Source organism: Stenotrophomonas maltophilia group sp. SKK55 (genome assembly GCF_057179845.1).
Window position 1 is genome coordinate 488,391 of record NZ_JBXUHP010000011.1, and the last position, 25,429, is coordinate 513,819.

The 25,429-nt window shown below is 67.5% G+C and carries 23 protein-coding genes; 6 read left to right on the forward strand and 17 right to left on the reverse strand.

Features of this window, described 5'->3' with window-relative positions:
• Positions 1 to 54 precede the first annotated feature (54 nt).
• Complete coding sequence (locus AC2A1N_RS07145) at positions 55 to 969, forward strand: LysR family transcriptional regulator (protein ID WP_242892175.1); 915 nt, start codon at positions 55 to 57, stop codon at positions 967 to 969.
• Positions 970 to 1,033: 64 nt separating this feature from the next.
• Here AC2A1N_RS07145 and AC2A1N_RS07150 read toward each other — a convergent pair whose 3' ends face one another.
• Positions 1,034 to 1,540 (reverse strand): hypothetical protein, encoded by a 507-nt coding sequence (locus AC2A1N_RS07150; protein WP_032954412.1) that lies wholly within the window; start codon positions 1,538 to 1,540, stop codon positions 1,034 to 1,036.
• Between the two features lie 111 nt (positions 1,541 to 1,651).
• Between AC2A1N_RS07150 and AC2A1N_RS07155 the strand changes: the two genes are divergently transcribed.
• Complete coding sequence (locus AC2A1N_RS07155) at positions 1,652 to 2,023, forward strand: hypothetical protein (protein ID WP_484371858.1); 372 nt, start codon at positions 1,652 to 1,654, stop codon at positions 2,021 to 2,023.
• A 292-nt stretch (positions 2,024 to 2,315) separates the two neighbouring features.
• Here the strand turns inward: AC2A1N_RS07155 and gcvH are convergent, their stop codons facing one another.
• The 9 genes from gcvH to nudE form a co-directional block, all read right to left on the reverse strand.
• Entirely contained in the window at positions 2,316 to 2,711 is a 396-nt protein-coding gene (gene gcvH / locus AC2A1N_RS07160; RefSeq protein WP_005418426.1) for a glycine cleavage system protein GcvH, read from the reverse strand.
• Between the two features lie 93 nt (positions 2,712 to 2,804).
• Positions 2,805 to 3,917, reverse strand: coding sequence for a glycine cleavage system aminomethyltransferase GcvT (gene gcvT, locus AC2A1N_RS07165; protein ID WP_061478890.1), 1,113 nt, complete (start codon positions 3,915 to 3,917; stop codon positions 2,805 to 2,807).
• 144 nt (positions 3,918 to 4,061) lie between these two features.
• Positions 4,062 to 4,505, reverse strand: a complete 444-nt coding sequence (locus AC2A1N_RS07170) for an NfeD family protein (protein ID WP_061478891.1) — start codon at positions 4,503 to 4,505, stop codon at positions 4,062 to 4,064.
• 1 nt (position 4,506) lies between these two features.
• Positions 4,507 to 5,466 carry an SPFH domain-containing protein gene (locus tag AC2A1N_RS07175; protein ID WP_484371860.1) on the reverse strand — a complete coding sequence of 320 codons (960 nt, stop codon included), beginning with the start codon at positions 5,464 to 5,466 and terminating at the stop codon, positions 4,507 to 4,509.
• Positions 5,467 to 5,532: 66 nt separating this feature from the next.
• Complete coding sequence (locus tag AC2A1N_RS07180; RefSeq protein WP_061478902.1) at positions 5,533 to 5,835, reverse strand: Mpo1-like protein; 303 nt, start codon at positions 5,833 to 5,835, stop codon at positions 5,533 to 5,535.
• Between the two features lie 134 nt (positions 5,836 to 5,969).
• Positions 5,970 to 6,299: a YnfA family protein gene (locus AC2A1N_RS07185; protein WP_061478892.1), complete on the reverse strand. Its 330-nt coding sequence runs from the start codon at positions 6,297 to 6,299 to the stop codon at positions 5,970 to 5,972.
• A complete protein-coding gene (mazG, locus tag AC2A1N_RS07190) occupies positions 6,296 to 7,135 on the reverse strand; it encodes a nucleoside triphosphate pyrophosphohydrolase (protein WP_061478893.1) in 840 nt (279 codons plus the stop codon). The genes AC2A1N_RS07185 and mazG overlap by 4 nt, the downstream gene beginning before the upstream one ends.
• A gap of 13 nt (positions 7,136 to 7,148) precedes the next feature.
• Positions 7,149 to 7,952 (reverse strand): 3'(2'),5'-bisphosphate nucleotidase CysQ, encoded by an 804-nt coding sequence (gene cysQ / locus AC2A1N_RS07195; protein WP_053499520.1) that lies wholly within the window; start codon positions 7,950 to 7,952, stop codon positions 7,149 to 7,151.
• Positions 7,949 to 8,512: an ADP compounds hydrolase NudE gene (gene nudE / locus AC2A1N_RS07200; protein ID WP_061478894.1), complete on the reverse strand. Its 564-nt coding sequence runs from the start codon at positions 8,510 to 8,512 to the stop codon at positions 7,949 to 7,951. The genes cysQ and nudE overlap by 4 nt, the downstream gene beginning before the upstream one ends.
• Before the next feature lie 77 nt (positions 8,513 to 8,589).
• On the opposite strand from nudE, the gene bioA reads away from it, so the two are divergent.
• Both bioA and AC2A1N_RS07210 read left to right on the forward strand, forming a co-directional pair.
• Positions 8,590 to 9,981 carry an adenosylmethionine--8-amino-7-oxononanoate transaminase gene (gene bioA / locus AC2A1N_RS07205; protein ID WP_061478895.1) on the forward strand — a complete coding sequence of 464 codons (1,392 nt, stop codon included), beginning with the start codon at positions 8,590 to 8,592 and terminating at the stop codon, positions 9,979 to 9,981.
• The gene (locus tag AC2A1N_RS07210) at positions 9,972 to 10,709 is read left to right on the forward strand and encodes a 16S rRNA (uracil(1498)-N(3))-methyltransferase (RefSeq protein WP_061478896.1); all 738 of its coding nucleotides are present in this window, start codon (positions 9,972 to 9,974) and stop codon (positions 10,707 to 10,709) included. The genes bioA and AC2A1N_RS07210 overlap by 10 nt, the downstream gene beginning before the upstream one ends.
• A gap of 212 nt (positions 10,710 to 10,921) precedes the next feature.
• Here AC2A1N_RS07210 and AC2A1N_RS07215 read toward each other — a convergent pair whose 3' ends face one another.
• The 7 genes from AC2A1N_RS07215 to pilG form a co-directional block, all read right to left on the reverse strand.
• Positions 10,922 to 11,386 carry a chemotaxis protein CheW gene (locus AC2A1N_RS07215; RefSeq protein ID WP_005418442.1) on the reverse strand — a complete coding sequence of 155 codons (465 nt, stop codon included), beginning with the start codon at positions 11,384 to 11,386 and terminating at the stop codon, positions 10,922 to 10,924.
• On the reverse strand, positions 11,383 to 12,720 hold the full coding sequence (locus tag AC2A1N_RS07220; RefSeq protein WP_061478897.1) for a chemotaxis protein CheB: 1,338 nt from the start codon (positions 12,718 to 12,720) through the stop codon (positions 11,383 to 11,385). The genes AC2A1N_RS07215 and AC2A1N_RS07220 overlap by 4 nt, the downstream gene beginning before the upstream one ends.
• The gene (locus AC2A1N_RS07225) at positions 12,707 to 19,405 is read right to left on the reverse strand and encodes an Hpt domain-containing protein (RefSeq protein ID WP_484371865.1); all 6,699 of its coding nucleotides are present in this window, start codon (positions 19,403 to 19,405) and stop codon (positions 12,707 to 12,709) included. Before AC2A1N_RS07225 ends, AC2A1N_RS07220 begins: the two co-directional genes overlap by 14 nt.
• 100 nt (positions 19,406 to 19,505) lie before the next feature.
• Positions 19,506 to 21,542, reverse strand: a complete 2,037-nt coding sequence (locus tag AC2A1N_RS07230) for a methyl-accepting chemotaxis protein (protein WP_049415562.1) — start codon at positions 21,540 to 21,542, stop codon at positions 19,506 to 19,508.
• 41 nt (positions 21,543 to 21,583) lie between these two features.
• The gene (locus AC2A1N_RS07235) at positions 21,584 to 22,114 is read right to left on the reverse strand and encodes a chemotaxis protein CheW (protein ID WP_005418454.1); all 531 of its coding nucleotides are present in this window, start codon (positions 22,112 to 22,114) and stop codon (positions 21,584 to 21,586) included.
• Positions 22,114 to 22,476, reverse strand: coding sequence for a response regulator (locus tag AC2A1N_RS07240; RefSeq protein ID WP_005410717.1), 363 nt, complete (start codon positions 22,474 to 22,476; stop codon positions 22,114 to 22,116). Before AC2A1N_RS07240 ends, AC2A1N_RS07235 begins: the two co-directional genes overlap by 1 nt.
• Positions 22,477 to 22,493: 17 nt before the next feature.
• Positions 22,494 to 22,895 (reverse strand): twitching motility response regulator PilG, encoded by a 402-nt coding sequence (gene pilG, locus AC2A1N_RS07245; RefSeq protein ID WP_005418455.1) that lies wholly within the window; start codon positions 22,893 to 22,895, stop codon positions 22,494 to 22,496.
• A gap of 240 nt (positions 22,896 to 23,135) precedes the next feature.
• Between pilG and gshB the strand changes: the two genes are divergently transcribed.
• The gene (gene gshB / locus AC2A1N_RS07250; RefSeq protein ID WP_061478899.1) at positions 23,136 to 24,083 is read left to right on the forward strand and encodes a glutathione synthase; all 948 of its coding nucleotides are present in this window, start codon (positions 23,136 to 23,138) and stop codon (positions 24,081 to 24,083) included.
• Positions 24,083 to 24,967 (forward strand): energy transducer TonB, encoded by an 885-nt coding sequence (locus tag AC2A1N_RS07255; protein WP_134968907.1) that lies wholly within the window; start codon positions 24,083 to 24,085, stop codon positions 24,965 to 24,967. The genes gshB and AC2A1N_RS07255 overlap by 1 nt, the downstream gene beginning before the upstream one ends.
• The last annotated feature ends 462 nt before the right edge of the window (positions 24,968 to 25,429 follow it).

Here is a 25,429-nt window from a genome sequence, read left to right on the forward strand (position 1 = left end):
CCCCTGATTGATAAACTCCGCGCAGGTTTCAGCATTCAACACCCGGGGTGTCAGATGAACCTGCTGGAAAGCATGCGGGTCTACGTGCTGATCGTGGACAAGGGCAGCCTCAGTGCGGCAGCTGCGGCGATGAACATCTCCGCGACGATGGCCGGCAAGCATCTGCGTGCATTGGAAGCACGGCTGGGCATGCAGCTGTTGAGCCGAACCACCCGGCGCCAGCACACGACCCCGTTCGGCCAGGATTACTACACGCGCTGCCGGGAAATCCTGCGCCTGGTGGACGAAACCGATGCGCAGGCGCAGCACCAGCACCTGGCACCGGCGGGCACGCTGCGCATCAGTGCACCCGTGATCTTCGGTACGCATGCACTGGTACCGGCGCTGGCCGAGTACATGGCGCGCCATCCGGATGTCCGGGTCGAAGCGACGCTGACCGATCGCGTGGTCGACCTTGCCGAAGAGGGCTTCGAAGCGGCGCTGCGGATCGGCACGCTGGCCGACAGCAGCGTGCTGGTGGCACGAGCCCTGGCCCCTTATCGCCTGATGATGTGCGCCTCGCCGGCGTATCTGGCCAGGCATGGCACGCCACACAGCGTGCATGCACTTGCCGGCCATCAATGCCTGTCATTCGAACCGAGTGCACTTGCGCAGTGGCTGCAGGAGGACGCTGGCGAGCTCGACCACGTGCCCGACGGTCGACTGCAGATCAACAATGGCGAAGCGCTGCGTTCGGCGGCGCTGCATGGCCTGGGCATCGTCCTGCAGTCGACGCTGCTGCTGGCAGCCGATGTCGAGGCTGGACGACTTGTGCAGCTGCTCCCAGGGCACGGCCAGGCCGGTCGGCCGATGCACGTGGTCTATGCGCACGACCGTTACCACTCCACCCGCCTGCGCAGCTTCCTCGACTTCCTGGTGGAACGATTCCCGCCGGTAGTCACCCCACCAGGCGATCGAAGCCGCCCATAAAAAAACCCCCTCCCCGCTGGGCAGCCAGGGAAGGGGGTTTCAGGATGCGGCTATCGGGAAGTACTTAGATCAGCGGCGCCGGGGTTGCCGGCAGAGCGACCGGAGCGGCCTTCTTCTTGCGGGCGGCCGGCTTGCGCTTGGCAACCTTCTTCGCTGCCTTCTTCGGGGCAGCCTTCTTGGTAGCCTTCTTCGCGGTCTTCTTTACTGCCTTCTTGGCGGTCTTCTTGACGGCCTTCTTGGCAGTCGCCTTCTTTGCGACCTTCTTGGCCGGCTTGCGGGCCGTAGCCTTCTTGGCAGTCTTCTTGGTGGCCTTCTTGGCCGCCTTCTTCGCGGTCTTCTTGACGGCCTTCTTGGCAGTGGACTTCTTGGCGACCTTCTTCGCCGCCTTCTTCACTGCCTTCTTCGCCGTGGTCTTCTTGGCGACCTTCTTCGCCGCCTTCTTCACTGCCTTCTTGGCAGTCGCCTTCTTCGCGACCTTCTTCACTGCCTTCTTGGCAGCGGCCTTCTTCGCGACCTTCTTCACCGCTTTCTTGGCGGCGGGCTTCTTCTTCGCAGCTTTCTTGGTTGCCATGGGATGGCTCCTCGTCAGTGATAGGGAGTTGAAACGCCCAGTTGGATCAAACCCGCGGATGCTGCGTGCGGGGACCGCCGGCGCGTCAGGCGCGCCGTTACGGATGCGGCGATGCCCGCCTCGATCGGCGGAGCGGACATCGGAACGGGAGGTGCCTTGCATTTCTCCGGGGGAAGCGGGGCCGTGTCCACCGTCATCAGGGTCGCGGTGGTCTTGAAGGGGCTGCTTCGCATCGGACGATTGATTCTGCGCACTCGGTTGGGCAGGCAAGGTCTGCTGAGGCGAAACCTAATCACGGTTTTTTTTACTGTCAACAACCCCCGCGAAAAATTTTCACATCCGCGCCTTTCCGAGCGCCGTCGGCGCCACTGCTCTACGCGGCCCGCGATGGCGGCTGAAGCGTCGCGCAAGCGTGCTGCATGCACCGGCATCGATGCATACGTTGAACAAAAAACACTTGAAATAAGCACTCCGCGCATTTAGACACAGACTCGCAACGGCATCGCGCGTGCGACGTCGACGGTCACCGGCGCCGCCACCGACGCCAGCACAACGGCGCCGCAACAGGGGGCGAAAAGTTTTCACATCCGAGTGCGTCGGCGCGGGGCTGAAACGCGGATTTGCGCAAAACTGCGCACGCCCATCGGCACCGTTCGCCTGTCGGCTGATGCCACGCCGAGGGTGCGCAGCGAACCCCGCGTCATGAGTCCGGTGCAGTCGCCAAAACAAAAACGGCCACCCGAAGGTGGCCGTTCCAGAATCCGGAAACGACGACTCAGTGGTCTTCGTTCTCCAGGGCTTCGGCGTACGCGTCCGGGTCCAGCAGCTCGTTGACCTCATCGGCGTTGGTCAGTTCGACCACGAACATCCAGCCTTCGCCGTAGGCATCTTCGTTGATGGTTTCCGGCTTGTCGGACAGGGCCGAGTTGACCTCGACGACCTTGCCGCTGATCGGGCTGTAGACGTCCGAGGCGGCCTTCACCGACTCGACGACGGCGATCTGCTCGCCGGCCTTGGCGTCGGCGCCGACTTCCGGCAGTTCGACGTAGACCAGGTCACCCAGCAGGCCCTGGGCGTGGTCGGAAATACCGACGGTGACGCGGCCATTGCCTTCGACACGGGCCCACTCATGGGACTTGAGGAACTTGAGGTCGCCGGGGATCTCGCTCATGGGACTGCTCCAGAGATATGCAGGGGTGGAAAAAACGGGGCTAGTGTAACCAACCGGCCGCCACTGCTGTCAGTGACGACCGGCACGTACGGATCAGGCGTCGGCGAGCACGCCGGGCTGCGCCTGGCCTTCCCGAACGAACGGGAACTTGACCACCCGCACCGGCACCTGACGGCCGCGGATGTCGACGGTGACCTCGCCGAGTTCACCAGCCGGCACGCGGGCGAAGGCGATGCCCTTGGCCAGCGTCGGCGAGAAGGTGCCGGACAGGATCTCGCCCTGGCCGCTGGCCGTGGTGACCGTCTGGCCATGGCGCAGCACGCCCTTCTCGTCCATCACCAGGCCGATCATCTGGCGCGCGGTGCCGGCGCTCTTCTGCGCCTCCAGCACGTCGCGGCCGATGAAGTCGCGGCCTTCGTCCAGCGACACGGTCCAGCCCAGCGCCGCTTCGTAGGGGCTGATCTCTTCGTCCATGTCCTGGCCGTACAGGTTCATGCCAGCTTCCAGGCGCAGGGTGTCGCGCGCACCAAGGCCGGCCGGCTTCACACCCGCCGCCAGCAGGTGGTTCCAGAAGGCGACCACGGCGTCCTGCGGAAGCAGGATCTCGAAACCATCTTCACCGGTGTAGCCGGTGCGGGCGACGAACAGCTCGACGCCGTCATCGGACTGCACCTGCAGGGCGGCGAAGCGGCCCAGCTTGGTCAACGCTGCGCGGTCGGCTTCGCGGGCCAGGCCGATCACGATGTCGCGCGCCTGCGGGCCCTGCACGGCGAGGATGGCCAGGTCCGGGCGCTGCTCGACGGCGACGCCGAACGGCGCAGCCTGCTCGCGCAGCCAGGCCAGGTCCTTCTCGCGGGTGGAGGCATTGACCACCATGCGGAAGAAATCGTCGCCCAGGTAGTAGACGATCAGGTCGTCGATGACGCCGCCGCGCGGGTTCAGCATGCACGAGTACAGCGCCTTGCCGGTCACCTTCAGCTTGTCGATCGAGTTGGCCAGCAGGCGGCGCAGGAACGGCTTGACCTGCTCACCGCGCAGGTCGACCACCGTCATGTGGCTGACGTCGAACACACCGGACTCGCGACGCACCAGGTGGTGCTCGTCCAGCTGCGAGCCGTAGTGGATGGGCATGTCCCAACCCCCGAAATCGACCATCTTGGCGCCAAGGGCGCGGTGGGTATCGTTGAGCAGCGTCTTCTGGGTCATGACCGGGTCCGGCAGCAGAGGAAACAAGAATCCCCATTATCCCAGATCGGTCGCCCGCAGGCGTGCCGCAGCGCAGCGCCGGAGCTGTAGAGCCGAGCCCATGCCCGGCTGCTCTCCGTGTGGGAGCCGAGCGTGGGCTCGGCTCTACATGGGGCGGCCTGCGTCCTCGACCACCAGCACCGTGCCCTGCACGCTGCGCACCCGCACCCACGTACCCGCAGGCAGCTCCGGACCGCTCACCTGCCAGGACGCATCGTCAATGCTGACCCGTCCCTGGCCACCGACGATGCCCTGCTGCAGTACCACCTCGCGGCCGACCAGCTGCTCGGCGCGGCGGTTGAGCAACGGCGCATCGCTGGGCCGTGCCCGCGGCCGCCCCCAGCGCCGGTAGCACTGGATCGAGACCACACTCAGCAGAACGAAAGCGATCACCTGCCACAACAGCGGAATGTCACTGAACACCGCAACCAGTACGAACACCGCCGCCGCGCCAATGCCGATCCACAGCATGAACGCACCCGGCGCCAGCGCTTCGGCCGCGAACAGCAGCAGCGCCAACGCGCCCCAACCGACGACTTCCCAGCGCATGTCAGCCTCCGAGCGGCGGCGGCCGCTTGCCGGCGACCTTGTTGTCCTGGCTGGCCAGCGCCTGCTTCGCCAGTTCGGCCACGCCCGCGATCGAACCGATCACGCCACTGGCCTCCATCGGCATCAGCACCAGCTTCTGGTTCGGCGAACTCGCCAGTTCCTTGAACGCTTCCACGTACTTCTGCGCAACAAAGTAGTTGATCGCCTGCACGTCACCCTCGGCAATCGCCGCCGACACCACCTTGGTCGCCATCGCTTCGGCCTCGGCCAGGCGCTCGCGTGCCTCGGCATCACGGAACGCAGCTTCGCGACGGCCTTCGGCCTCCAGCACGGTGGCCTGCTTTTCGCCATCGGCGCGCAGGATCTCCGACTGGCGTGAACCCTCTGCCTCGAGGATCTGCGCGCGCTTTTCGCGCTCGGCCTTCATCTGCCGCGCCATCGCGTCCAGCAGATCCCGCGGCGGCTGGATGTCGCCGATCTCGATGCGGTTGACCTTCACGCCCCAAGGATTGGTGGCATGGTCGACCACGCTCAGCAGCTGGGCATTGATCACCTCGCGCTGGCTGAGCGATTCGTCCAGGTCCATCGAACCGATCACGGTACGGATGTTGGTCTGCACCAGGGCGATCATCGCCACTTCCAGGTTGGCCACCTCATAGGCGGCCTTAGCAGCATCCAGTACCTGGAAGAACACCACGCCGTCCACGCGCACGGCGGCGTTGTCCTTGGTGATCACTTCCTGGCTGGGCACATCCAGCACCTGCTCCATCATGTTCACCTTGCGCCCCACCCCGTACACGATCGGGATCAGGAAATGCAGGCCGGGGGTCATGGTGTGCGTGTAGCGCCCGAAGCGCTCGACGGTCCACTCGTAGCCCTGGGGCACCATCCGTACGGCCTTGAACAGGATCACCACGGCCACGAAGGCCAGTACCACGGTAAAGAACATGGTCGGGAACATCTTGCTTTCCTTATCGATGACGTCCAGGCCCCAGCATAGCGTGTGAAGGCCGCATTCACAGCGGAGCTACCAGGGCACGCGCCCGCGCAGGATGTCGGCGAACATCACCCAGTCGCCCATGAACGAGTACAGCGGGTGCTGGAAGGTGGCCGGGCGGTTCTTCTCGAAAAAGAAATGGCCGACCCAGGCGAAGCTGTAACCGCAGAACAGGGCGGCCACCACAAGGATGGGTTGGCCGCGCAGGATCGCCGCCGCAACCAGCAGCAGCACCCCGCAGCTGCCGACGAAGTGCAGCCGGCGCGACACCGGATGACGGTGCTCGCTGAGGTAGAACGGATAGAACTCGCGGAAGCTGGCGAAGCGGGACATGCGCATGCTCCGGGGCCATGGTCAGGCCCATCATGCGCCTTTCGGGGGCGCTGCGCTGCCTTGCAGCACCGAACCATGCTCGGCTTGCGCGTGCCAGCGCGGTCGGAAGGAGAGCAGCCGAGCATGGCTCGGCTCTACACCGATGAGGTGCGCGGCCCGAACATGATCACCGCCATGCCGGCCAGGCACAGCGCGGCGCCGAACAGGTCCCAGCGGCTGGGACGGATGCCATCGACCAGCCACAGCCAGAACAGCGCGGTGCCGATGTAGACGCCACCGTAGGCGGCATAGACCCGTCCACTGGCAGTCGGGTGCAGGGTCAGCAGCCAGGCGAACAGGGCCAGGCTGGCCGCCGCCGGCAGCAGCAGCCAGACGCTGCCTCCCTTGCGCAGCCACAACCATGGCAGGTAGCAGCCAACGATCTCGGCCAGCGCGGTCAGCAGGAACAGGCCGAGCGTTTTCACGCCTTCTCTGCTGCCTTGGCCTGCTGCCACAGTGCTTCCTGCGCATCCAGGTCCAGTTCGGCCAACGCCTCACCCTGTGCGTCGGCCTGCGCTTCCATCGCGCGGAAGCGACGCTCGAACTTGTGGTTGGCACCGCGCAGTGCAGCGCCCAGATCGATATCGGCATGGCGCGCCAGGTTGGCGCAGACGAACAGCAGGTCGCCCAGTTCTTCCTGCAGGCGCGCCTTGTTGCCCGCGACATCGCCGCGTTCGAACTCCTCGCGCAGCTCCTGCAGCTCCTCGGCGGCCTTGTCCAGCACCGGCAGCGGACCCGGCCAGTCGAAACCGACCTTGGCGGCGCGCGACTGCAGCTTCACCGCCCGCTGCCATTCCGGCAGGCCGCGCGAGATACCGGCCAGTGCGGAGGTGTCCTGCTCGCCCTTGGCGGCGCGCTCGGCCCGCTTGATCGCCTCCCAGTTACGCATCACCCCGTCGGCATCGTCGACGCTGGCCTCGGCGAACACGTGCGGGTGGCGGCGCTGCATCTTGTCGCTGATCGCGCGGGCCACGTCTGCGAAGGCGAAGCTGCCCTGCTCTTCGGCCATGCGCGCATGGAACACCACCTGCAGCAACAGGTCGCCCAGCTCGTCGCAGAGATCGTCAAGATCGCCGCGGTCGATCGCATCGGCCACCTCGTAGGCTTCCTCGATGGTGTACGGCGCGATGGTCGCGAAGTTCTGCTCCAGGTCCCACGGGCAGCCGCCCTGCGGGTCGCGCAGGCGCGCCATGATCGCCAGCAGGCGCTCCAGTTCGTTGCTTGCGACGCTGCCGGTGGTGGGGGTGTCGTGCGCGCTCATGCGGCCTCCAGGATCAGTCGGACAACCAGTCGCGCCACGGCAGGCTGGTATCACCAAGGGCAATGAAATCGCCGTTCAACAGGGTCTCGCGGCGGTTGTAGCGGAACGGCTTGCCGGTCGCCGCCGACAGCACCGCGCCGCCGGCGGCATGCAGCACGCACTGGCCGGCGGCCGTATCCCATTCAGAGGTCGGGCCCAGCCGCGGATAGACATCCAGGCCGCCTTCGGCGATCCGGCAGAATTTCAGCGACGAGCCCTGCGCGATGGTCTCGATGCGGCCCATGCGCGCCAGCAGCGCCTCGGTTTCCGGCGAACGGTGCGAGCGGCTGGCGGCAACGCGCAGCGGAGCCGTGGCCGGCGTGCGGGTGCGCAGCACGGTGTCATGCAGGCCCTGCCGCCGATAGGCCAGTTCGCCGCGCATGGCATGCCAGACAATGCCGGTGACCGGCGCCAGCACCACGCCGAATGCCGGCGCGCCCTGGTAGATCAAGGCGATGTTGACGCTGAATTCGCCGTTGCGCTTGACGAACTCGCGGGTACCGTCGAGCGGATCCACCAGCCAGTAAGCGCCCCAATGGCGGCGCTGCTCCCAGCCCACCTGCGCCGATTCCTCGGACAGGATCGGCAGGTCCGGTGTCAGCTGCCGCAGGCCCAGCTCAATGACCTGGTTGGCCGCCAGGTCGGCCGCGGTGACCGGGCTGTTGTCGTCCTTGATCTGGACCTCGAAGCCATCGGCATACACCTGCATGATGGCTTGGCCGGCCTGCTGGGCGATGGCGATGGCGGTCTCGCGCAGGTCCGTCGTCAGCTTGATCATCGCGTTCCCTGCAGCCACTGGCGGGCAATGAACAGCGCCGCCAGCGAGCGTCCCTCGGAGAAGTCCTCGCGCAACATCAGCTGGTCCAGTTCGGCCAGCTTCCACGGCACCACTTCCAGTTCTTCCGGCTCGTCGCCGGCCAGTTTTTCCGGGTACAGGTCGCGCGCCACCACCAGCCACGACTGGTGGCTCATGTAGGTCGGGGCCAGTGTCATCGCGCGCAGCACGTCGACCCGGCGCGCACCATAACCAGCCTCTTCCTTCAGTTCGCGGTCGGCAGCCTGCTCGGGGGTCTCGCCGTCGTCGATCCTGCCCTTCACCAGCCCCAGTTCGTAACGATGCATGCCGGCGGCGTATTCACGCACCAGCAGCACGGTTTCATCGTCGAGCATCGGCACCACCACCACCGCACCGTGACCACGGCTGACCAGGCGCTCGAAACGGCGACGTTCACCGTTGGAGAACTCCAGGTCCAGATGCTGGCGCTGGAAGGGGCCGTTCTCCTCATCGGTGATCCGATGGATGATCGGCAAGCGACGGCCGGCACGGTCATCGTTCATGCGGAATCTCCGCGGCGACCGGCGGCTGCGCCGGGGCCGATAGAATGTGCAGGCAGCAACATGTTCATGAGCCCGAAATGCTAGCAGACCCGACCCCCTCCCCGCTGGCCCGCCACTGGCGGCAGCGCGACCTGCAGGTGCTGTGGCACCCGTGCACGCAGATGCGTGAGCATCCGGACACCCTGCCGCTGGTGCCGATCGCCCGTGGCGAAGGCGCGTGGCTGATCGACCACGACGGCCACCGCTATCTGGACGCCGTCAGCAGCTGGTGGACCAACCTGTTCGGTCATGCCGAACCGCGCATCGGCGGTGCCATTGCCACCCAGGCCACGCAGCTGGAACAGGTGATGCTGGCCGGCTTCAGCCATGAGCCGGCCATCACCCTGGCCGAACGCCTGCTGGCATTGGCACCACGCCAGCCCGGCCGCGAGCCGCTGGCCAAGGTGTTCTACGCCGACAACGGCTCGGCCGGCGTGGAAGTGGCGCTGAAGATGGCCTTCCAGTATTTCCAGAACCGTGGGGAGCCGCGGCGCACGCGTTTCATTGCACTGGAAAACGGCTACCACGGCGAGACCCTGGGCGCGCTGGCGCTGGGTGACATCCCGCTGTATCGCCGCGTCTATGCACCGCTGCTGGCCGAAGCGCTGTTCGCGCCGTCGCCCGATGCCTACCTGGCCGAACCCGGCCAGAGCGCGGCCGACCGCGCGCGGCAGGCTGCCGACGGCCTGGCCACGCTGTTCGACCAGCATCCGGGCGAGATCTGCGCGGTGATCCTGGAACCGCGCCTGCAGTGTGCCGGCGGCATGCGCATGCATGACCCGGTCTATCTGCAGCGCGTGCGCGAACTGTGCGATGCCCATGGCGCGTTCATGATCGCCGACGAGATCGCCACCGGCTTCGGCCGCACCGGCACCCTGTTCGCCTGCGAGCAGGCAGGGGTGATGCCGGACCTGATGTGCCTTTCCAAGGGCCTGACCGGCGGCTTCCTGCCGCTGGCCGCCGTGCTGGCCACGCAGGCGCTGTACGACGCCTTCCTCGACGACTCGCGCGAGCGCGCCTTCCTGCATTCGCACAGCTACACCGGCAATCCGCTGGCCTGCGCGGCGGCACTGGCGACGCTGGACATCTTCCGCGACGACGATGTGATCGCCCGCAACCGGGGCATCGCGTCGGTGATGGGCACGCTGGCGGCACCGTTTGCCGACCATCCGCACGTGGCCGACGTGCGCCAGGCAGGCATGGTGGTGGCGTTCGAGCTGTCGCGCGACGGCAACAGGCGCACGCCGTTCGACCCGGGCCTGCGGCTGGGCCTGCACGCTTACAAGGCCGCCCTCAAGCGCGGCGTGGTGCTGCGCCCGCTGGGCGACGTGCTGTACTGGATGCCACCCTATTGCGTGGATGACGAACAACTGGAGCTGCTGGCACACACCACGCTGGCGGCCATCGACGAGGCGATTGCATGCGCGTGACCCGCTGCCCCATCGACCTGGCGCTGCACAGCGGCCAGACCGTGACCCTGCCGGAAGAGACGGCCAACCACCTGGTGCGGGTGATGCGCCTGCGCGAGGGAGACACCTGCGTGCTGTTCAACGGCGACGGCCATGACTACAGCGCCACGCTGACCGTGGCCGGCAAGCGCGAAGTGCAGGTGCGCATCGATGCTGTGCAGGCCATCGATAATGAATCACCGCTGGCGATCACCCTGCTGCAGGGCATCGCCCGTGGCGAGAAGATGGACCTGATCCTGCAGAAGGCCACCGAACTGGGCGTGGCGGCGATCATTCCGGTCAACGCCGAGCGCACCGAGGTGAAGCTCGATCCAGCACGGGCCGAGAAGCGCGTGGCGCACTGGAACAACGTGGTGACGTCAGCCTGCGGCCAGTCCGGGCGTGCGCGCATTCCGCAGGTGGGGCCTCCGCTGTCGCTGGCGCAGGCCGCGGCGGCGCTGCCGGCCGATACGCTGCGGCTGACCCTGGATCCGCGGGGCGCACATCGCCTGTCGACGCTGACGGCCGCTCCGGCAGGGGGCGTCGTGCTCGCGATCGGCCCGGAAGGGGGCTGGTCGCCGCGCGACCGCGACCAGCTGGCAGCGGCAGGGTTCCAGGGACTGCAGCTGGGCCCGCGGATCCTGCGCACGGAAACGGCCGGGCTGGCCGCGGTCGCGGCGTTGCAGGCGCGGTTGGGCGACCTGGGATAAGACAGGTTCGTGGTAGTGCCGGCCGCTGGCCGGCATCCACGGGATCAGGAGGTTGCCGGCCAACGGCCGGCACTACCGCGACCAACGCGTCCAGGGCAGCAGCCGAGCGCAGGCTCGGCTCTACAGGGCCCGCGCCAGATTGCAGTTTCCTTGTAGAGCCGAGCCATGCTCGGCTCGGTGCCGGTCGGCAGCCGGCACTACCGTTTGGTAGATCAGGCCGCCAGTGAATCCAGGGCGGCTTCCAGTGCGTCCAGGTTCGGCAACAGCGCGCTCTGCTCACCCAGCAGCACGCGCATGTGCACGGTCTGCGGCAGGGTTTCTTCGGAGGCGTCGGCCAGCAGGCCGTCGCGCGGCACCGAGATCAGCTGCGGGAAGTTCTGCGTCAGCAGCGCGTAGTACGGGCGCTGCGCGTTGCCGCTGAGGGACTTCAGCACCACCACCTTGTTGTGGCCGGCCACCGTCTCTTCGCCCAGCCCCGAAAGGCGTGCGAACGACACCAGCGGCACCTGCCAGCCGTGCCAGCCGATCTCGCCAACCAGCCAGCGCGGCGCATCGGAGACCGGCTGCACCGGCACGCGCGACATCATTTCGGCCACGGTGGCATTGGGCAGCAGCACGCGCTCGTTGCCGGCCTGGATCAGGACGCCGCGGATTTCGTCATTGCTGGCGTAGCTCATGGTGCGTCTCCGTTGTCGTCCTGCTCACCCCAGCGCGCGGCAATTGCCTGCGCCAGTTCCTGCGGTTCACCGGCCACCATGCCGGCAGCCACCACGGCGGTGGCGGCCGCCGGGTCATAGCAGCCCTCGCCCACCTGCCCGGCCACCCACGCACCGGCGGCCGCCAGGTCCAGCGCCGGGCCTACGTGGGCCAGGTCGGCACCGCTGAGCAGCACCAGCGCGGTGTGTTCGGCCGGCAGCGAAGCGAGCGAAATACCATTGGCATCGCTCTGGAAATGCAGGCCATCGCTGGCCGCGCGCACGCCGATATCATCGGCCAGCACGTGCACCTCGCCCGGCACCGCGTGCTGGCCGGCCTCGGCCAGCTGCACCGGCAACGGCGAAACGCGGGACATCTGCTTGACCAGGTTGCCGTAGCGGCCACCATCCAGACGCATGTGCACCAGGACCGGCACGCTCAACGACGCGGGCAGTGCGCCGAGCAGGCGACGCAACGCATCCGGGCCACCGATGCCGGCCAGCACCAGCAGTGATGCGGCACGCGCACCGGCCGGGGCGGCGGCATCCAGATCGACCAGGCTCAAATGATCGGTATCGAACGAGGGCTGCGGCGCGACGACCGGCGCCACGGCTTCTGCCGATACGGGTGCTTCGATCGATTCCTCGACCAGCGACCAGGCGGTGTGATCGAAGGAGACCGGCGGTGTCGCGGGCGCCGCCGGTTCGGCCAGTGCCTGCGGCGCCGAAGGCGGATCCAGAGGCTCGGGCACGACCGGCTGCAGCGCCGCCAGGGCCTGCTCCAGCGCGATCGGTTCGTGCAGGTCTGCCGGTGGCGAATACAGGCCGTCGGCCGGAACGTCATCGGCCCAGCTCAGCGCCTGTTCCAGGTGTGGCCGCAGGGCTTCTTCCTGCGGCGCCGGCGCGGGCGCCGGATGACCAGGCTCCAGCTGCAGGCTGGGCTCTTCTTCGGCGCCCGGCGGCAACACCTGCTGGTGGCCGTGCAGCTTGGCGGCCAGGTGGCGCCCCCAACGTTGCGCCTCCCAGCCGTCGCGGCGGGCGGCCAGCTCAGCCTCATCGAACACCAGGGTCAGCCCCGGTGCCGAGAGCGCGGATTCCAACCGTTCCAGTGCGTCCTCGATGGCAGCTTCCAGCGCGATCACCACGAACTGCGGATCCGCGGCCTGCAGGACCTGCGGCTCGAGGCCGTTCGGATCATCTTCCAGGACCAGCTGTACATCGGCATGCGCCAGCGCCTCGCGCAGGCGTTCACGCGCCGCACCGGGGCGGGCCAGCAGGGCGACGGCCGGGGCCGGATGGGTTTCACTCACGGACACGGGCGATCCCCAGCAGGTCGTACACGTTACGCATCAGGTCCAGTTCCTGGTACGGCTTGCCCAGATAACGCTGGACACCGATCTCGAAGGCACGCTGGCGGTGCTTGTCGCCGCTGCGCGAGGTGATCATCACGATCGGCACATCCCTGTATCGCGGATCGGCACGCATCACAGTGGCCAACTCGTAGCCGTCCATGCGCGGCATCTCGATGTCCAGCAACATCAGGTCCGGCACGCGCTCTTCCAACCGCTCCAGTGCTTCCACGCCATCGCGGGCGACACTGACTTCGAAGTTGTGGCGCTCGAGGATGCGGCCGGTCACCTTGCGCATGGTCAGCGAGTCATCGACCACCATCACCAGCGGCACCTGGCGTTCGTCGCGCGGCGCATTGGCCAGCACCGGTGCCGTCGGATTGGCCAGGAAGCGGCGCACCAGCGGCGCGACGTCCAGGATCACCACCACGCGGCCATCGCCGGTGATGGTGGCACCGTAGATGCCCGGTACCGATGCGATCTGCAGGCCGACCGGCTTGACCACGATTTCGCGGTTGCCCAGCACCTGGTCGATCGCCACGGCTGCACGCAGGTCACCGGCACGGACCAGCAACAGCGGCACCTGGTCCTGGCCATCGGCACGCGCCGGGGCCTGCCCGACCAGGCTGCCGAGGTCATACAACGGATAGTCTTCGCCGCTGTAGCGGTAGCTGCTGTCGGCGGCCTCGAAACGTTCGCGCGACAGGCGGCCGATACCGCTGACCGAGGCCACCGGCACGGCGAAGGTGGTCTCGCCGATCTGCACGAACACCGCCTGGGTGACGGCCAGCGTCTGCGGCAGGCGCAGGGTGAAGCGCACGCCCTGGCCGCGCACCGACTGGATGTCGACCGAGCCGCCCAGCTGGCGCACTTCGTTGCGCACCACGTCCATGCCCACGCCACGACCGGCCAGCTGGCTGACCTGGTCGGCGGTGGAGAAACCGGAGGCGAAAATCAGGTTGTCCAGTTCCTGATCGTTCGGCTGCGCGTCGGCGGCCAACAGGCCACGGTCGATGGCGCGGCGGCGGATCGCTTCGCGATCGAGGCCGGCACCGTCATCGGCCACTTCCAGCACGATTTCCGAGCCTTCACGGTGCAGGCGGATGGCAACTTCGCCCTCTTCCGGCTTGCCGGCGGCGCGGCGCTGTTCCGGCGCTTCCAGGCCATGGGCCACGGAGTTGCGCAGCATGTGTTCGAGCGGCGCGACCATGCGATCGAGAACATTGCGGTCCAGTTCGCCGTGGGTGCCTTCCAGGGTCAGGTGCACCTGCTTGCCGGTATCCATGCCGGACTGCCGGACCACGCGGCGCAGGCGCGGCACCAGGCCATCGAACGGCACCATGCGCGCGCGCATCAGGCCGTCCTGCAGCTCGGAGCTGACGCGCGACTGCTGTTGCAGCAGCGAATCGTACTGGCGCGACAGATCGTCCAGCACCCCTTGCAGGCCGCCAAGGTCGGCCGCCGATTCGTTCAGCGCACGGCTGAGCTGTTGCAGCGTGGAGAAGCGGTCCAGCTCCAGCGGATCGAACTTCTGGTCTGCCTGGTCCTGCTCACGCTGGTAGCGGGCGACGATCTGCGCTTCGGTTTCCAGGTCGAGCCGGCGCAGCTGGTCGCGCAGTCGCGCGTTGGTGCGCTCCAGCTCGCCCATCGCACCACGGAACGCGCCGAGCTGCTGCTCAAGGCGCGAGCGGTAGATCGCCACTTCACCGGCATGGTTGACCAGGCGGTCGAGCAGATCCGCGCGCACGCGCACCTGTTCCTGCTGCGGGCGTGCCAGCGGATCTTCATCGACCACGCCTTCGGCCGGCAGCGGTGCCGACAGCGGCGCGTCGAGCAGTGCCGGCGCCGGACTGGCGACCGCTGCCGAAACAGTTTCCGCGACGCTCGCCACGTTGGCTACAGCTACGGCAGCCGCCGCTGCCACAGCGAGATCGGTGGTCGTACGCACTTCGAACGCATCGACCAGGTCCTGCGCCGGTTCCACCACGCGATGGTCACCGGTGCGGGTGAGCAGCTGGTGCAGGCGATCGAATCCGCGCTCCAGCAACTGCACATCGCGGCGTTCGATCTCGGTGCGACCAGCGGCGACGGCTTCCAGCAACGATTCGATGCTGTGGCCAAGATCGCCGATGGCGTTGATGCCGGCCATGCGTGCGCCACCCTTCAGGGTATGCAGGTCACGCTGCAGGCCGGCCAGCACCTCGCGGTCCTGCGGCGCATCGCGCAGCTCGCTGATCAGGCCATCGCAGTGGTCGAGCAGGTCCTTGCCTTCCTCGACGAAGATGTCGACCAGCTCGCGATCGTAGACGCTGAAGTCGAGCGTATCGGCGTTGTCTTCCGGCACCGGGATGTCAAGGACGTCGGGTGCCACGGTTTCAGCCACGTCGGCGTCAGGCGCGCCAACGGCCGGGGCATCCGACACGGCATCGGCATCGGCAGCTCCGGCGTGGACTTCCACCTGGCCCGGCGCGTCTTCCAGTTCGAAGAACCGCACCGGTTCGGCGGTGGCCGGCGCCGCGGCCTCCGCGATCTCCTCATTCACCGTCGCCGGGGACGGCTGATCGGCGCTCTCTCCTTCACCGATCGCCGCCTCCCCGCCGACGTCCGCATCCTCGGCGAAGGCTTCCGCCTCGCCCGGCGCGAGTTCGCTGGCCTGCAGGCCGAGCACGGACCGTTGCCCGTCGTCGGCCAGGGGCTGCTCTTCGTCGATCACGTGCAGGCCGGCCTCGAGCGCGGCGTCCAGCGAGACCGGTTCTGCAAACCCCGGCGCAGCCATTTCATCCTGCAGGCTCGACAGCTCGCTGTCGAGTGGCAGTGCAGCAGGCGTCTCGAATGCCTCAGGGTCAGCGACGTGCACGTGATCGAACGAGGACGCATTCAGGTCAGGTGCGACGGCTTCGACAGCATCCGGAATCTCTTCGGCATCGCGGTCGTCGACCGGCAGCGCACTGGCATCCAGGTACGGCGACAGATCGTCCACGACGGTCAAACCGGCATCGTCGGCCAACAGCGGCGCGCTTTCGGCCTCCGTCTCGACACCGTCTACCTCAACGCCCGGAACATCGTCGGCCACCTGGATCGATTCGACCACCGGTAGCGACGCCGCTCCCTCACCCGGTACCGACGGCCATCCGGCATCGAAGTAGCGCGAAAGATCGTCGCTGGCGGTCAGCTCACCGACCTCCAGCCCGCCCTCGCCCTCAATCGCCGCATCCTCGACCGGGGCTTCGGCGACATCGGCAACTGCCTGTGGTTCCTGCTCCGGCGCGACGGACGAAGGCGGTACCGCATCGGTTTCAGGCGCGATGGCTGCCGAGGCGTCCGCATCCCATTCCGCCGTCGGTTCGTCATCCAGCGCCAGCTCGGCTTCGTCGTCCTCCAGGCCCACCATCGGCCAGCGCGCTTCCGGCAACTCGCTGGCCAGCGCCTGCAGGCGCTGTGCCAGTACCTGTTGCGGTGCGATGCGCGGCTGTTCGGCCTGCAGCGCTTCCATGGTGGCGGTGATCGCCTGCGCGGTCGCATCCAGCGCGGCCACGCCTTCATCATTCGGCACCACCTCGGCGGCCAGTGCACGCTTGATGTAGGACTCGGCACCGCCGGTTACAGCCGTGATCTCGGGCACTTCGGTCATCGCGAAGGCGCCGTTCATGGTGTGCACTGCGCGCAGGAGTGCGTCGCTGACCGGCTGCGGTGCCTGCTGCGCCGAACGCAGCCAGTCCTGCAGGGTGGCCTGGTGGACTTCCACCTCGGCCTCGAGAATCTCGCGCAGCACGCTGTCGATGTTGGCCGGCGTGCCGGTGGTTTCGACCTCCTCGGCGGTATCGGCCAGCGCCGAAGCGGCAATCTCCGCGTCGAGAATGCGGCTGATCTCGTCTTCGCCCTCGGCTTCGGCCAGCGGTGCGACCGGTGCAGTGGCCCCAGGCAGGGGGACGTAGTAGGTTTCCTCGCCTGCACCGACACGATCGGCGATGGCCTGCATGGCCTGCAGGTCGACGCTGATGCGCTGGCCATGGCGCAGCGCCGCGTTCAGCTGGGGCAGCGCCGCATGCGCGTTGTCGACCATCGCCAGCACGGCGGGGGATGCAGCGCGGCTGCCATCCAGCACGCGGTTGAGCATGCCTTCGATCTTCCACGCGAACTCACCCAGGGTGCGTGCGCCGACCAGGCGGCCACTGCCCTTGAGGGTATGGAAGATGCGGCGGATCGGGCGCAGCCGGTCCATGTTGTCCGGCTGCATCCGCCATGCCGGCAGCAGCGTGCCGAGATTGGCCAGCTCATCGTCGAACTCTTCCAGGAACACCTCGCGGATGTCCTCGTCGATGTTCTCGGCATCGTCATCGAAACCGGCGTCGAAGCCCGCATTGGTGTCAGCATCGGTCCCGGCAACGGCCGAATCCACCGCCTCCGGCGCTGCCGCAGCGGCCATCGCCTGTGGATTGAAGCCGGCAGCGGCCGCACTCAACTCGGCGAAGAACTGGGCGTCGGCCTCGCTGAAATCGATCGGCGCGATGGTGTCGATATCGATCACCGACACGGCCGGAGCGGACGTATCCGCCGCAGGAGCCGCCGCATCGATCAACGGCGACGTGATCGACGGTACCGGCAGGTCATCCGGGGCCTCATCCACCCCGGTCAGCGGCGGGACGACGGCATCGACGATCTCCAGCGAAGGATGCAACGCGGCGTCATCGTCCAGCGACAGCGTTTCCATCGCATGCAGCGACAGCACGTCGTCAGCGTTGTCCAGCGCGTCGGCATCGAAGCGGAACACCACGTCGTCGGCCACGGCAGCCGCATCCTGTTCGGCCGCCACCGGGTCGAATACCGGTGCAGCATCGAAAGCGGTCGCGGAGGAATCCACCGCGTCCGTCATCTCATCGATCACAGGCGCTGCGGTGTCCTCAAGCATCTGCGGCGCCTCGGACAGCGACCACTGCGGTGCACCGGGGTGGCCGCTGTCAGCCAGTTCGAAGCTGACCGGATCGAAACTGGCGAAGGTCGGGCTGCGCTCGTCATCGGCAGGCACGATGGCGTCGGCCTCCGGATGGAACGGCGCCAGCTCCCACTGCGGGACATCCGGCGCAGGTGCGCTGGACGCCGCGAAGACCAACGATGCCTCCGCATCGTCGTGCGTCGGCGACGGCGAAGCATCGATATCAGCCTTGCTGGCGGCCACGGTGCCCAGTGCGCCGAACATCAAGCGGTTGTCGGACACCATCGGCGCCGGCGAGGCCGGCGGCGGATCGAAGGTGAAGTCCAGCAGTGGCACCGGCACGTCGCCGGCAGCGGGCGCCGCAGGCTGCACCGGAACCTCGATGCGCTCCGGCTGCAGCGGCTCGGCCTGCAACGCAACCGGCTCACGTTCGACCGGCAGCAGTGCCGGCGCTTCCGGCGCGACGGCGTTGTGCTCCGGCAGCGGCCAGTAGCGCAGAGCCTCGAGGCTGCTGCGGGTGATTTCGAGGATGTCCTCGCGGCCCGGGCGGCGGTCGCGCAGGGCTTCCAGGTAGTACTCCAGGCTGGCCATGGCATCGGCCAGGGTGTCCAGCTGGCGGCCACTGGGCACGCGCTGGCGGCCGATCAGTTCGGCCTCGATGTACTGCTGCACGCCGCGCAGGTAATCGGCGGCGGTACCCAGGTCGAGCATGCGCAGCGCGCCGGACACATCGCCCAGCAGGCGTGGTACATCCTGCAGTTCGGCATGGTTCCAGCTGGTTTCGATGAAGGCGACGAAATGCTCGCGGGCAGCGGCGAAGTTGGCGATGGCTTCATGCGCCAGCACCTCCACCGTGCGCCGGTTCTCGACCGCGCTCGGATCGTCCTCGCCACTGCCGCCGGCGCCCAGATGGGCAACCTGGTCGTCCAGCGAGGCATCGACGTACAGCAGTGCACCGGCAATATCCAGCAGCAGGTTCTCGTCGATCTGCTGGCGACCTTCAACCACGCCGCGCAGCGCATCGCGCTGCTGCACGACCACGCCGCGGGCCACGCCCAGGCCCATCATGCCCAGCGTGTCGGCCACGGCGCCAAGCTCGTTGGCCTGTGTCTGCAGCTGTTCCGGCGCACCACCGGTGCGCAGGTGCAGGTCAAGCGCATCCTTGATGCGCAGCAGTTCTTCCTTCACCGCACTGCCGACCGTGTCGAGCAGCTCGCGGTTGCGTCCGCTCAGGCTGCCACGGGCATGGTCCAGCTCGGCCTCGGTGGCGGTGACGCTCTCCGGCGCAAAGGCCAGCAGCACACTGTCAGTGACGCCTTCTTCGCCGCGCGACGCACGGATCTCGTTGAGCAGCGGCATCAGCACGATCGGAATGTCGCGATGGCCGTTCTGCAGGCGTTCCAGATAGTCGGGCAGCAGCACGCTGCCACGCATCAGGGTTGCGCAGGCTTCATCACGGTCGGCCACGCGACCGGTGCCGATGGCATTGGCCAGCTGCTCCAGTTCTTCGGCCACCATCGCCGGGGCATACAGCTCGACCATGCGCAGGGTGCCCTGCACCTGGTGCAGGTAGCCGGCGCAGATGCGCATGCGGCTGGCATCGGTCGGGTCTTCGGCGTAGTACTCGACCTCGTTGCGCACCTGGCGCAGGGTCTCGTCCAGCTCGGGCTTGACCCAGCCCAGCGCTGCGTGGCTCATCGCATCGCGCAGACTGCTCATGGACGCGCTCCGTTCGCCGCCGCGCGGTGGCCGCGCGAGTTCTGGCGTGGGGAATGGAAATGCTTCATCGACTGGTTCCTTGCTCGCCGCCCTGCCCGCGTCACGCCGGCAGCTTGAAGTCGGCGACCGAACGGCGCAGGTCCGCCGCCAGCTGCGCGAGGTGGCCGATCGACTCGGCGGTCTGTCCGGCACCCTGCGAGGTCTGCCCGGTGATCTGCCGGATCACGCCCATGGTGCGGGTGATGTCCGAGGCGGCGGCCGACTGCTGCTGGGCGGCGATGGAGATGTTCTTGATGAGGGTGTTCAGCGCGTTTGACACGCGTTCGATCTCGGTCAGCGCGGTACCGGCGTCCTCGGCCAGGCGCGCACCAGACACCACTTCGGCCGTGGTCTGCTCCATCGAGGTGACCGCTTCATTGGTGTCGGCCTGAATGGCCTGGACCAGGTTTTCGATGCGTCGGGTCGCACCCGAGGTGCGTTCTGCCAGGCGCTGCACTTCGTCGGCCACGACCGCGAAACCGCGGCCCGCTTCACCGGCCGACGCGGCCTGCACCGCCGCGTTCAACGCCAGGATGTTGGTCTGCTCGGAGATGTCGTTGATCAGTTCCACGATCGAGCCGATTTCCTGCGACGACTCGCCCAGGCGCTTGATGCGCTTGGAGGTTTCCTGGATCTGGTCACGGATCTGGTCCATGCCCTGGATGGTCTCGCGCACCACGCCGGCACCCTCGGCGGCGATCACCACCGAACGCTGTGCCACGTCGGCCGACTCGGCCGAGTTGCGCGACACCTGCTCGATGCTCGCCGCGATTTCGCCGATGCGGTCCGAGGCCGAGGTGATCTGGTTGGCCTGGTGCCCTGCGGCCTCTGCCAGCTGCATGGCGGTGGCCTGCGTTTCCTGGGTGGACATCGCGACCTTGGCCGAGGTGTCATTGATGGTGGTCACCAGGTGGCGCAGCTCATCAACCGCGTAGTTGATCGCGTCGGCGATCGCGCCGGTCATGTCCTCGGTCACCGAGGCCTTCACCGTCAGGTCGCCCTCGCCGAGCGAGGAGATTTCGTCCAGCAGCCGCATGATCGCCTGCTGGTTGCGGCTGTTGAATTCCACCTGGGTCTGGTAGCGCAGTTCCTGCTCGCGCGAGCGGCTGCGCACGTTGGTGGAGACGAAGCCGATGATCGCGATCAGCGACAGCGCACCGGAGACCACGCCAATCCAGAAGTTCGGGAACAGGCGGGTGTCGGATACCGAGCCGAACGAGGAGAACGCGTCGAACAACTTGCGGCTGTCATCCAGCATGTGGGCCGAACCCTGGCCCAGCGCGGTGGCAGCGGACTGCGCCGCGAACAGCTGGCGCGAGCTGGCCAGGATCGCGTCGGCGTCCTGCTTCATCGCTTCCCACTTCTGCTGCGACTGTTCCAGCGCGGCCACGGCGGCGGCACCGCGCACGGCGGTGATGCCCAGTTCCTCGTTGCCGTTGCGCAGGCCGTCGAGCACCTGCGAGAACACGGTGATGTCACGTGCCAGCGCATCGCCGGAGGTCGCCGCGGCGCTGCCACCGGCACGCATTTCGGTCACGCGGCGGGCCATCGAACCGGCCACCACAACCTGCTGCAGCGCGCTGTACACCTGCGACGACGGCGCGCCGGAAGCGGACATCGCACGCACCAGCTCGTTCAGCTGGGCCTGCAGGCCCGGCACTGCGCCGGTGAAGTTGTTCGCGTTGCCGGCCAGCGCCAGCACGGCCGGTTCGCTGGCCACCAGCTGCCCGGCCTGCTTGCCCAGCGGCGCCCAGGTCTCGCCGAGGGTGGCGATGGCACCGGCTACGCCCGGCTCCTTGCCGTAGCGTCCCTGCAGGGTCGACACGTTCTGCTCGATCGCGTTGCGGGTGGCCTTGAAGGCGGTGAAGGCCTGGGCGTTGCCGCCGACCGCGTCACGTCCCTGGTTGGCCAGCTGCTGCGACAGCACCTGCAGGTCGGCGGCCTTGGAGCCGGCGTCGGCAAGGCGGCTGCCCTGCCAGGTGGCGACGCCGGTGTTGACGCCGAACAGGATCATCGATGCCAGCAGCAGGAACAGCCAGAGGTTGCTGCCGCCCAGCCGCAGCTTGCCGGTCTTGGTGGCGTCCGAAGCAGTACTCATCGTTCAACCTCGATCTTCAATGCAGGGGGCGATGCCTGGCCTCAGGCCGCGGCTTGCCGGAATTCAGGGGTGCGCGACAGCAGCGAGAGCGAGAACACGCCCCAGTCATGGCCGTCGGCATGGAAAGCACGATCGACGAAATGCCCGTAGCGGCCTTCTGCCAACGTGCCCGCTTCGATCTGCTGGTCCAGCTCGAAGCTGCGCTGGCCGAACAGTTCATCGATGGTCAGTGCGACGTCGCCGCCGGCCTGGCGCATGATCAGCACGCGCTGGCCTTCCTGCTGCACGGTGCGCGTGCCTTCCAGGAAGTACTTCAGGTCGACCACCGGGAACAGGTTGCCGCGCAGGTTGCCCACGCCCAGCAGCCAGGGCTGCGCACAGGGTACCGGGGTCACCGGCGGCATCGGTACGATTTCCACCACTTCGCGGAAATCGGACACCAGCCGGCGCTGACCGACGCGGAAACCCACGCCACGCCACAGGTCCTGGGCAAACTGCTTTCCGGGCAGCTGCACCGCATGGGCCAGGCTGCGCCGTTCATAGGCTTCAAGGATGTCGAAGGGCGAGCGCATCAGGCCACCAGTTCGTTGATCCGCGCGATCAGTTCATCCTCGCGCGGCGGCTTGACGATGTAATCGGCGGCGCCCTGGCGCAGGCCCCAGGCCTTGTCGGTTTCCATCGCCTTGGTGCTGACGATGATCACCGGGATGTGCTTGATCGCCGCATCACGGGCCATCGCACGGGTCGCCTGGAAGCCGCTCATGCCAGGCAGGACCACGTCCATCAGCACCAGCTGCGGCACCTGGTCGCGGACCAGCTGCAGGCCATCCTCGGCGTTGTCCGCTTCCAGCACTTCGTGGCCGGCACGGCGCAGCCACTGGGTGAACACCGCGCGGTCGGTCGGTGAATCCTCGATCAGGACGATACGAGCCATTGTGCCTTTCCCCCTGGTCAGGCGTTGACGTATGTGCGGATGGCACCCAGCAGTTCTTCACGCGTGAAAGGCTTCGTCAGGTACTGCTCCGAGCCGACGATGCGTCCCCGCGCCTTGTCGAACAGGCCATCCTTGGACGACAGCATGATGACCGGGGTCGCCTTGAACAGCTGGTTGCCCTTGATCAGCGCGCAGGTCTGATACCCGTCCAGGCGCGGCATCATGATGTCGACGAAGATGATCTGCGGTTGCTGGTCTGCGATCTTGGCAAGCGCTTCGAAGCCGTCGGTGGCGGTGACCACCTCGCAGCCTTCGCGCTTGAGCAGCGTTTCCGCAGTCCTGCGGATGGTCTTCGAATCATCGATGACCATCACCCGGAGTCCTGCGAGTTCCCCGCCCGCAGTCGTGTTTTCAGTCATTGCCTATCCCCAAGCGCACGGCCCGATCTCTGGCGGGGGCCGCTGCGAAAGCGTATCTATATCGCACTTTCCGCGCCCGCTTCAAGGCCGCCCCACGGCGCGGGGCATGGCCCCCTCCTGAACGTGACGGGTTTCGCAATGAGTGCGCGACCGCCGGGCGGACGCTGCGTTGCAGTATGGCAGGGAGGCGCGCGACCGGCGTTGCCGCTACCATCAACGCCTTGCCTGACAGGTGCGACCATGCCGTTGAACGTCATCGTGGTGATGGACCCCATCGCCCACATCAAGATCGCCAAGGACACCACCTTCGCCATGCTGCTGGAAGCCCAGCGCCGCGGCCATGCCCTGCACTACGTGCGGCCGGGCGGACTGGCCCTGGAAGGTGGCGTGGCGGTGGCCCAGACCGCGCCGCTGCAGGTGCGCGACGACCCGGCCGGCTGGTACGAGCTGGGTGAGTTCAGCCGTACCGAGTTCGGGCCCGGCCAGATCGTGCTGATGCGCAAGGACCCGCCGGTCGACGCCGAGTACATCTACGACACCCAGGTGCTGGACGTGGCCGCCGCTGCCGGTGCCTGCGTGGTCAACAACCCGCAGGGCCTGCGCGACTACAACGAGAAGCTGGCCGCCCTGCTGTTCCCGCAGTGCTGCCCGCCGACCTTGGTCAGCCGCGATGCCAAGGCGCTGAAGGCCTTCGCCCTCGAACACGGCCAGGCCGTGCTGAAGCCGCTGGACGGCATGGGCGGCCGCTCGATTTTCCGCAGCGGCCAGGGCGATCCGAACCTGAACGTGATCCTGGAGACACTGACCGACGGCGGCCGCAAGCTGGCGCTGGCCCAGAAGTTCATTCCCGACATCACCGCCGGCGACAAGCGCATCCTGCTGGTCGACGGCGAACCGGTCGATTACTGCCTGGCACGCATTCCCCAGGGTGACGAGTTCCGCGGCAACCTGGCGGCCGGCGGCCGTGGCGAAGGGCGCCCGCTGAGCGAGCGTGACCGCTGGATCGCCGGCCAGGTTGGCCCGGAGATGAAGCGTCGTGGCATGCGCTTCGTCGGCCTGGACGTGATCGGCGATTACCTGACCGAGGTCAACGTGACCAGCCCGACCTGCGTGCGCGAGCTCGACGCGCAGTACGGCCTGAACATTGCCGGCACCCTGTTCGACGCGCTCGAGGCCGGCCTGCGCTGATGCCGTCCGCACCCGCCGTTCTGCCCCCGCCGCCACGCGAAGCGCAACGGCTGGGGGCCACCATCGCACTGTCGGTGCTGGTCCACGCCCTGCTGATCCTGGGCGTGGGCTTCGCCGTGAAAGGCGATGCTCCGCTGGTGCCGACGCTGGAAGTGATCTTCAGCCAGACGCGCACCGCACTGACGCCAAAGCAGGCTGATTTCCTTGCCGCCGCCAACCAGGAAGGCGGTGGCGAGCACGACCGCGCACAGCGTCCGCGCGACAACCAGGCCGGCATCGTGCCGCAGGCGCAGTCCGGACTCAGCCCGGTTCCCCAGCAACAGCAATCGGCCGCGCCGGTTCCGCCGCCGCAGGCACGGGTGGTCAGCAGCCGCAACGGACAGGACTCGGTGGCACAGGCGCAGGCCCAGCCAACCCCGGAACGCCCCGAGCCGGACGCGCCGTTGAGTGCACGCGAGCAGCGCGATGTGGAGATGGCGCGACTGGCTGCCGAAGTGCATCTGCGCTCGGCGCAGTATGCCAAGCGCCCGAATCGCAAGTTCGTGTCGGCCAGCACGCGTGAATATGCCTATGCCAATTACCTGCGTGCTTGGGTCGACCGTGCCGAGCGCGTCGGCAACCTGAATTATCCGGACGAGGCCCGGCAGCGACGGCTCGGCGGCCAGGTGGTGATCAGCGTGGGCGTGCGGCGCGATGGCAGCGTGGAGAGCAGCCGCATCCTGCGTTCAAGCGGGACGCCGCTGCTGGATGAAGCGGCGCTGCGGGTGGTGACGCTGGCGCAGCCGTTCCCGCCGTTGCCAAAGACCGAGGACGAGATCGACATCCTGCAGGTCACCCGTACCTGGGTGTTCCTGCCGGGCGGCACGCTGCACGACGACCGGTAAGGTTTTGGGTCCCGGGCCTGCGGCCCGGGACCCGCTGAAGGGCTAGAGCAACAGCAACAGCAGCGGTTGGTGTCCTGAAGCTTGGCGGGGCGGTGTCGGGCGGCGGGGACGCCGCAAGTACGTCCGTGTAGGCTTAGCCGCGGCATCCATGCCGCGGATACCCCGCCGCCCGACACCGCCCCGCCTCTGACAGATCGCGGCGCACCATTGCTGTTGGTAGGTGTCGACCTTGGTCGACACACATCCACGCCATGCGTGGATGCGAGCGAAGCGACCCGCTTTTGATTTTGATTTTCTTTTGATTTTCCGTGGCGGACGCACACGGAAACTGTCAGAGGCCGGACGGGGTGGGTTCGCGGGGGTATCTGATCTGGCCCCCTGAAAACGGACGCCATGAAGCCGTTTCAGGCGGCAGCCCGGAGCTGCCGGGCGTAGTTGTTAGGCGAGTGGTAGCCCAGCGCC

Excerpts from the sequence above, each read along its gene's own strand:
- AC2A1N_RS07145 (WP_242892175.1), top strand. The coding sequence starts at position 55 with ATGAACCTGCTGGAAAGCATGCGGGTCTACGTGCTGATCGTGGACAAG.
- AC2A1N_RS07150 (WP_032954412.1), bottom strand. The coding sequence starts at position 1,540 with ATGGCAACCAAGAAAGCTGCGAAGAAGAAGCCCGCCGCCAAGAAAGCG.
- AC2A1N_RS07155 (WP_484371858.1), top strand. The coding sequence starts at position 1,652 with ATGCCCGCCTCGATCGGCGGAGCGGACATCGGAACGGGAGGTGCCTTG.
- gcvH (WP_005418426.1), bottom strand. The coding sequence starts at position 2,711 with ATGAGCGAGATCCCCGGCGACCTCAAGTTCCTCAAGTCCCATGAGTGG.
- gcvT (WP_061478890.1), bottom strand. The coding sequence starts at position 3,917 with ATGACCCAGAAGACGCTGCTCAACGATACCCACCGCGCCCTTGGCGCC.
- AC2A1N_RS07170 (WP_061478891.1), bottom strand. The coding sequence starts at position 4,505 with ATGCGCTGGGAAGTCGTCGGTTGGGGCGCGTTGGCGCTGCTGCTGTTC.
- AC2A1N_RS07175 (WP_484371860.1), bottom strand. The coding sequence starts at position 5,466 with ATGTTCCCGACCATGTTCTTTACCGTGGTACTGGCCTTCGTGGCCGTG.
- AC2A1N_RS07180 (WP_061478902.1), bottom strand. The coding sequence starts at position 5,835 with ATGTCCCGCTTCGCCAGCTTCCGCGAGTTCTATCCGTTCTACCTCAGC.
- mazG (WP_061478893.1), bottom strand. The coding sequence starts at position 7,135 with ATGAGCGCGCACGACACCCCCACCACCGGCAGCGTCGCAAGCAACGAA.
- cysQ (WP_053499520.1), bottom strand. The coding sequence starts at position 7,952 with ATGATCAAGCTGACGACGGACCTGCGCGAGACCGCCATCGCCATCGCC.
- nudE (WP_061478894.1), bottom strand. The coding sequence starts at position 8,512 with ATGAACGATGACCGTGCCGGCCGTCGCTTGCCGATCATCCATCGGATC.
- bioA (WP_061478895.1), top strand. The coding sequence starts at position 8,590 with ATGCTAGCAGACCCGACCCCCTCCCCGCTGGCCCGCCACTGGCGGCAG.
- AC2A1N_RS07210 (WP_061478896.1), top strand. The coding sequence starts at position 9,972 with ATGCGCGTGACCCGCTGCCCCATCGACCTGGCGCTGCACAGCGGCCAG.
- AC2A1N_RS07215 (WP_005418442.1), bottom strand. The coding sequence starts at position 11,386 with ATGAGCTACGCCAGCAATGACGAAATCCGCGGCGTCCTGATCCAGGCC.
- AC2A1N_RS07225 (WP_484371865.1), bottom strand. The coding sequence starts at position 19,405 with ATGAGCAGTCTGCGCGATGCGATGAGCCACGCAGCGCTGGGCTGGGTC.
- AC2A1N_RS07230 (WP_049415562.1), bottom strand. The coding sequence starts at position 21,542 with ATGAGTACTGCTTCGGACGCCACCAAGACCGGCAAGCTGCGGCTGGGC.
- AC2A1N_RS07235 (WP_005418454.1), bottom strand. The coding sequence starts at position 22,114 with ATGCGCTCGCCCTTCGACATCCTTGAAGCCTATGAACGGCGCAGCCTG.
- AC2A1N_RS07240 (WP_005410717.1), bottom strand. The coding sequence starts at position 22,476 with ATGGCTCGTATCGTCCTGATCGAGGATTCACCGACCGACCGCGCGGTG.
- pilG (WP_005418455.1), bottom strand. The coding sequence starts at position 22,895 with ATGACTGAAAACACGACTGCGGGCGGGGAACTCGCAGGACTCCGGGTG.
- gshB (WP_061478899.1), top strand. The coding sequence starts at position 23,136 with ATGCCGTTGAACGTCATCGTGGTGATGGACCCCATCGCCCACATCAAG.
- AC2A1N_RS07255 (WP_134968907.1), top strand. The coding sequence starts at position 24,083 with ATGCCGTCCGCACCCGCCGTTCTGCCCCCGCCGCCACGCGAAGCGCAA.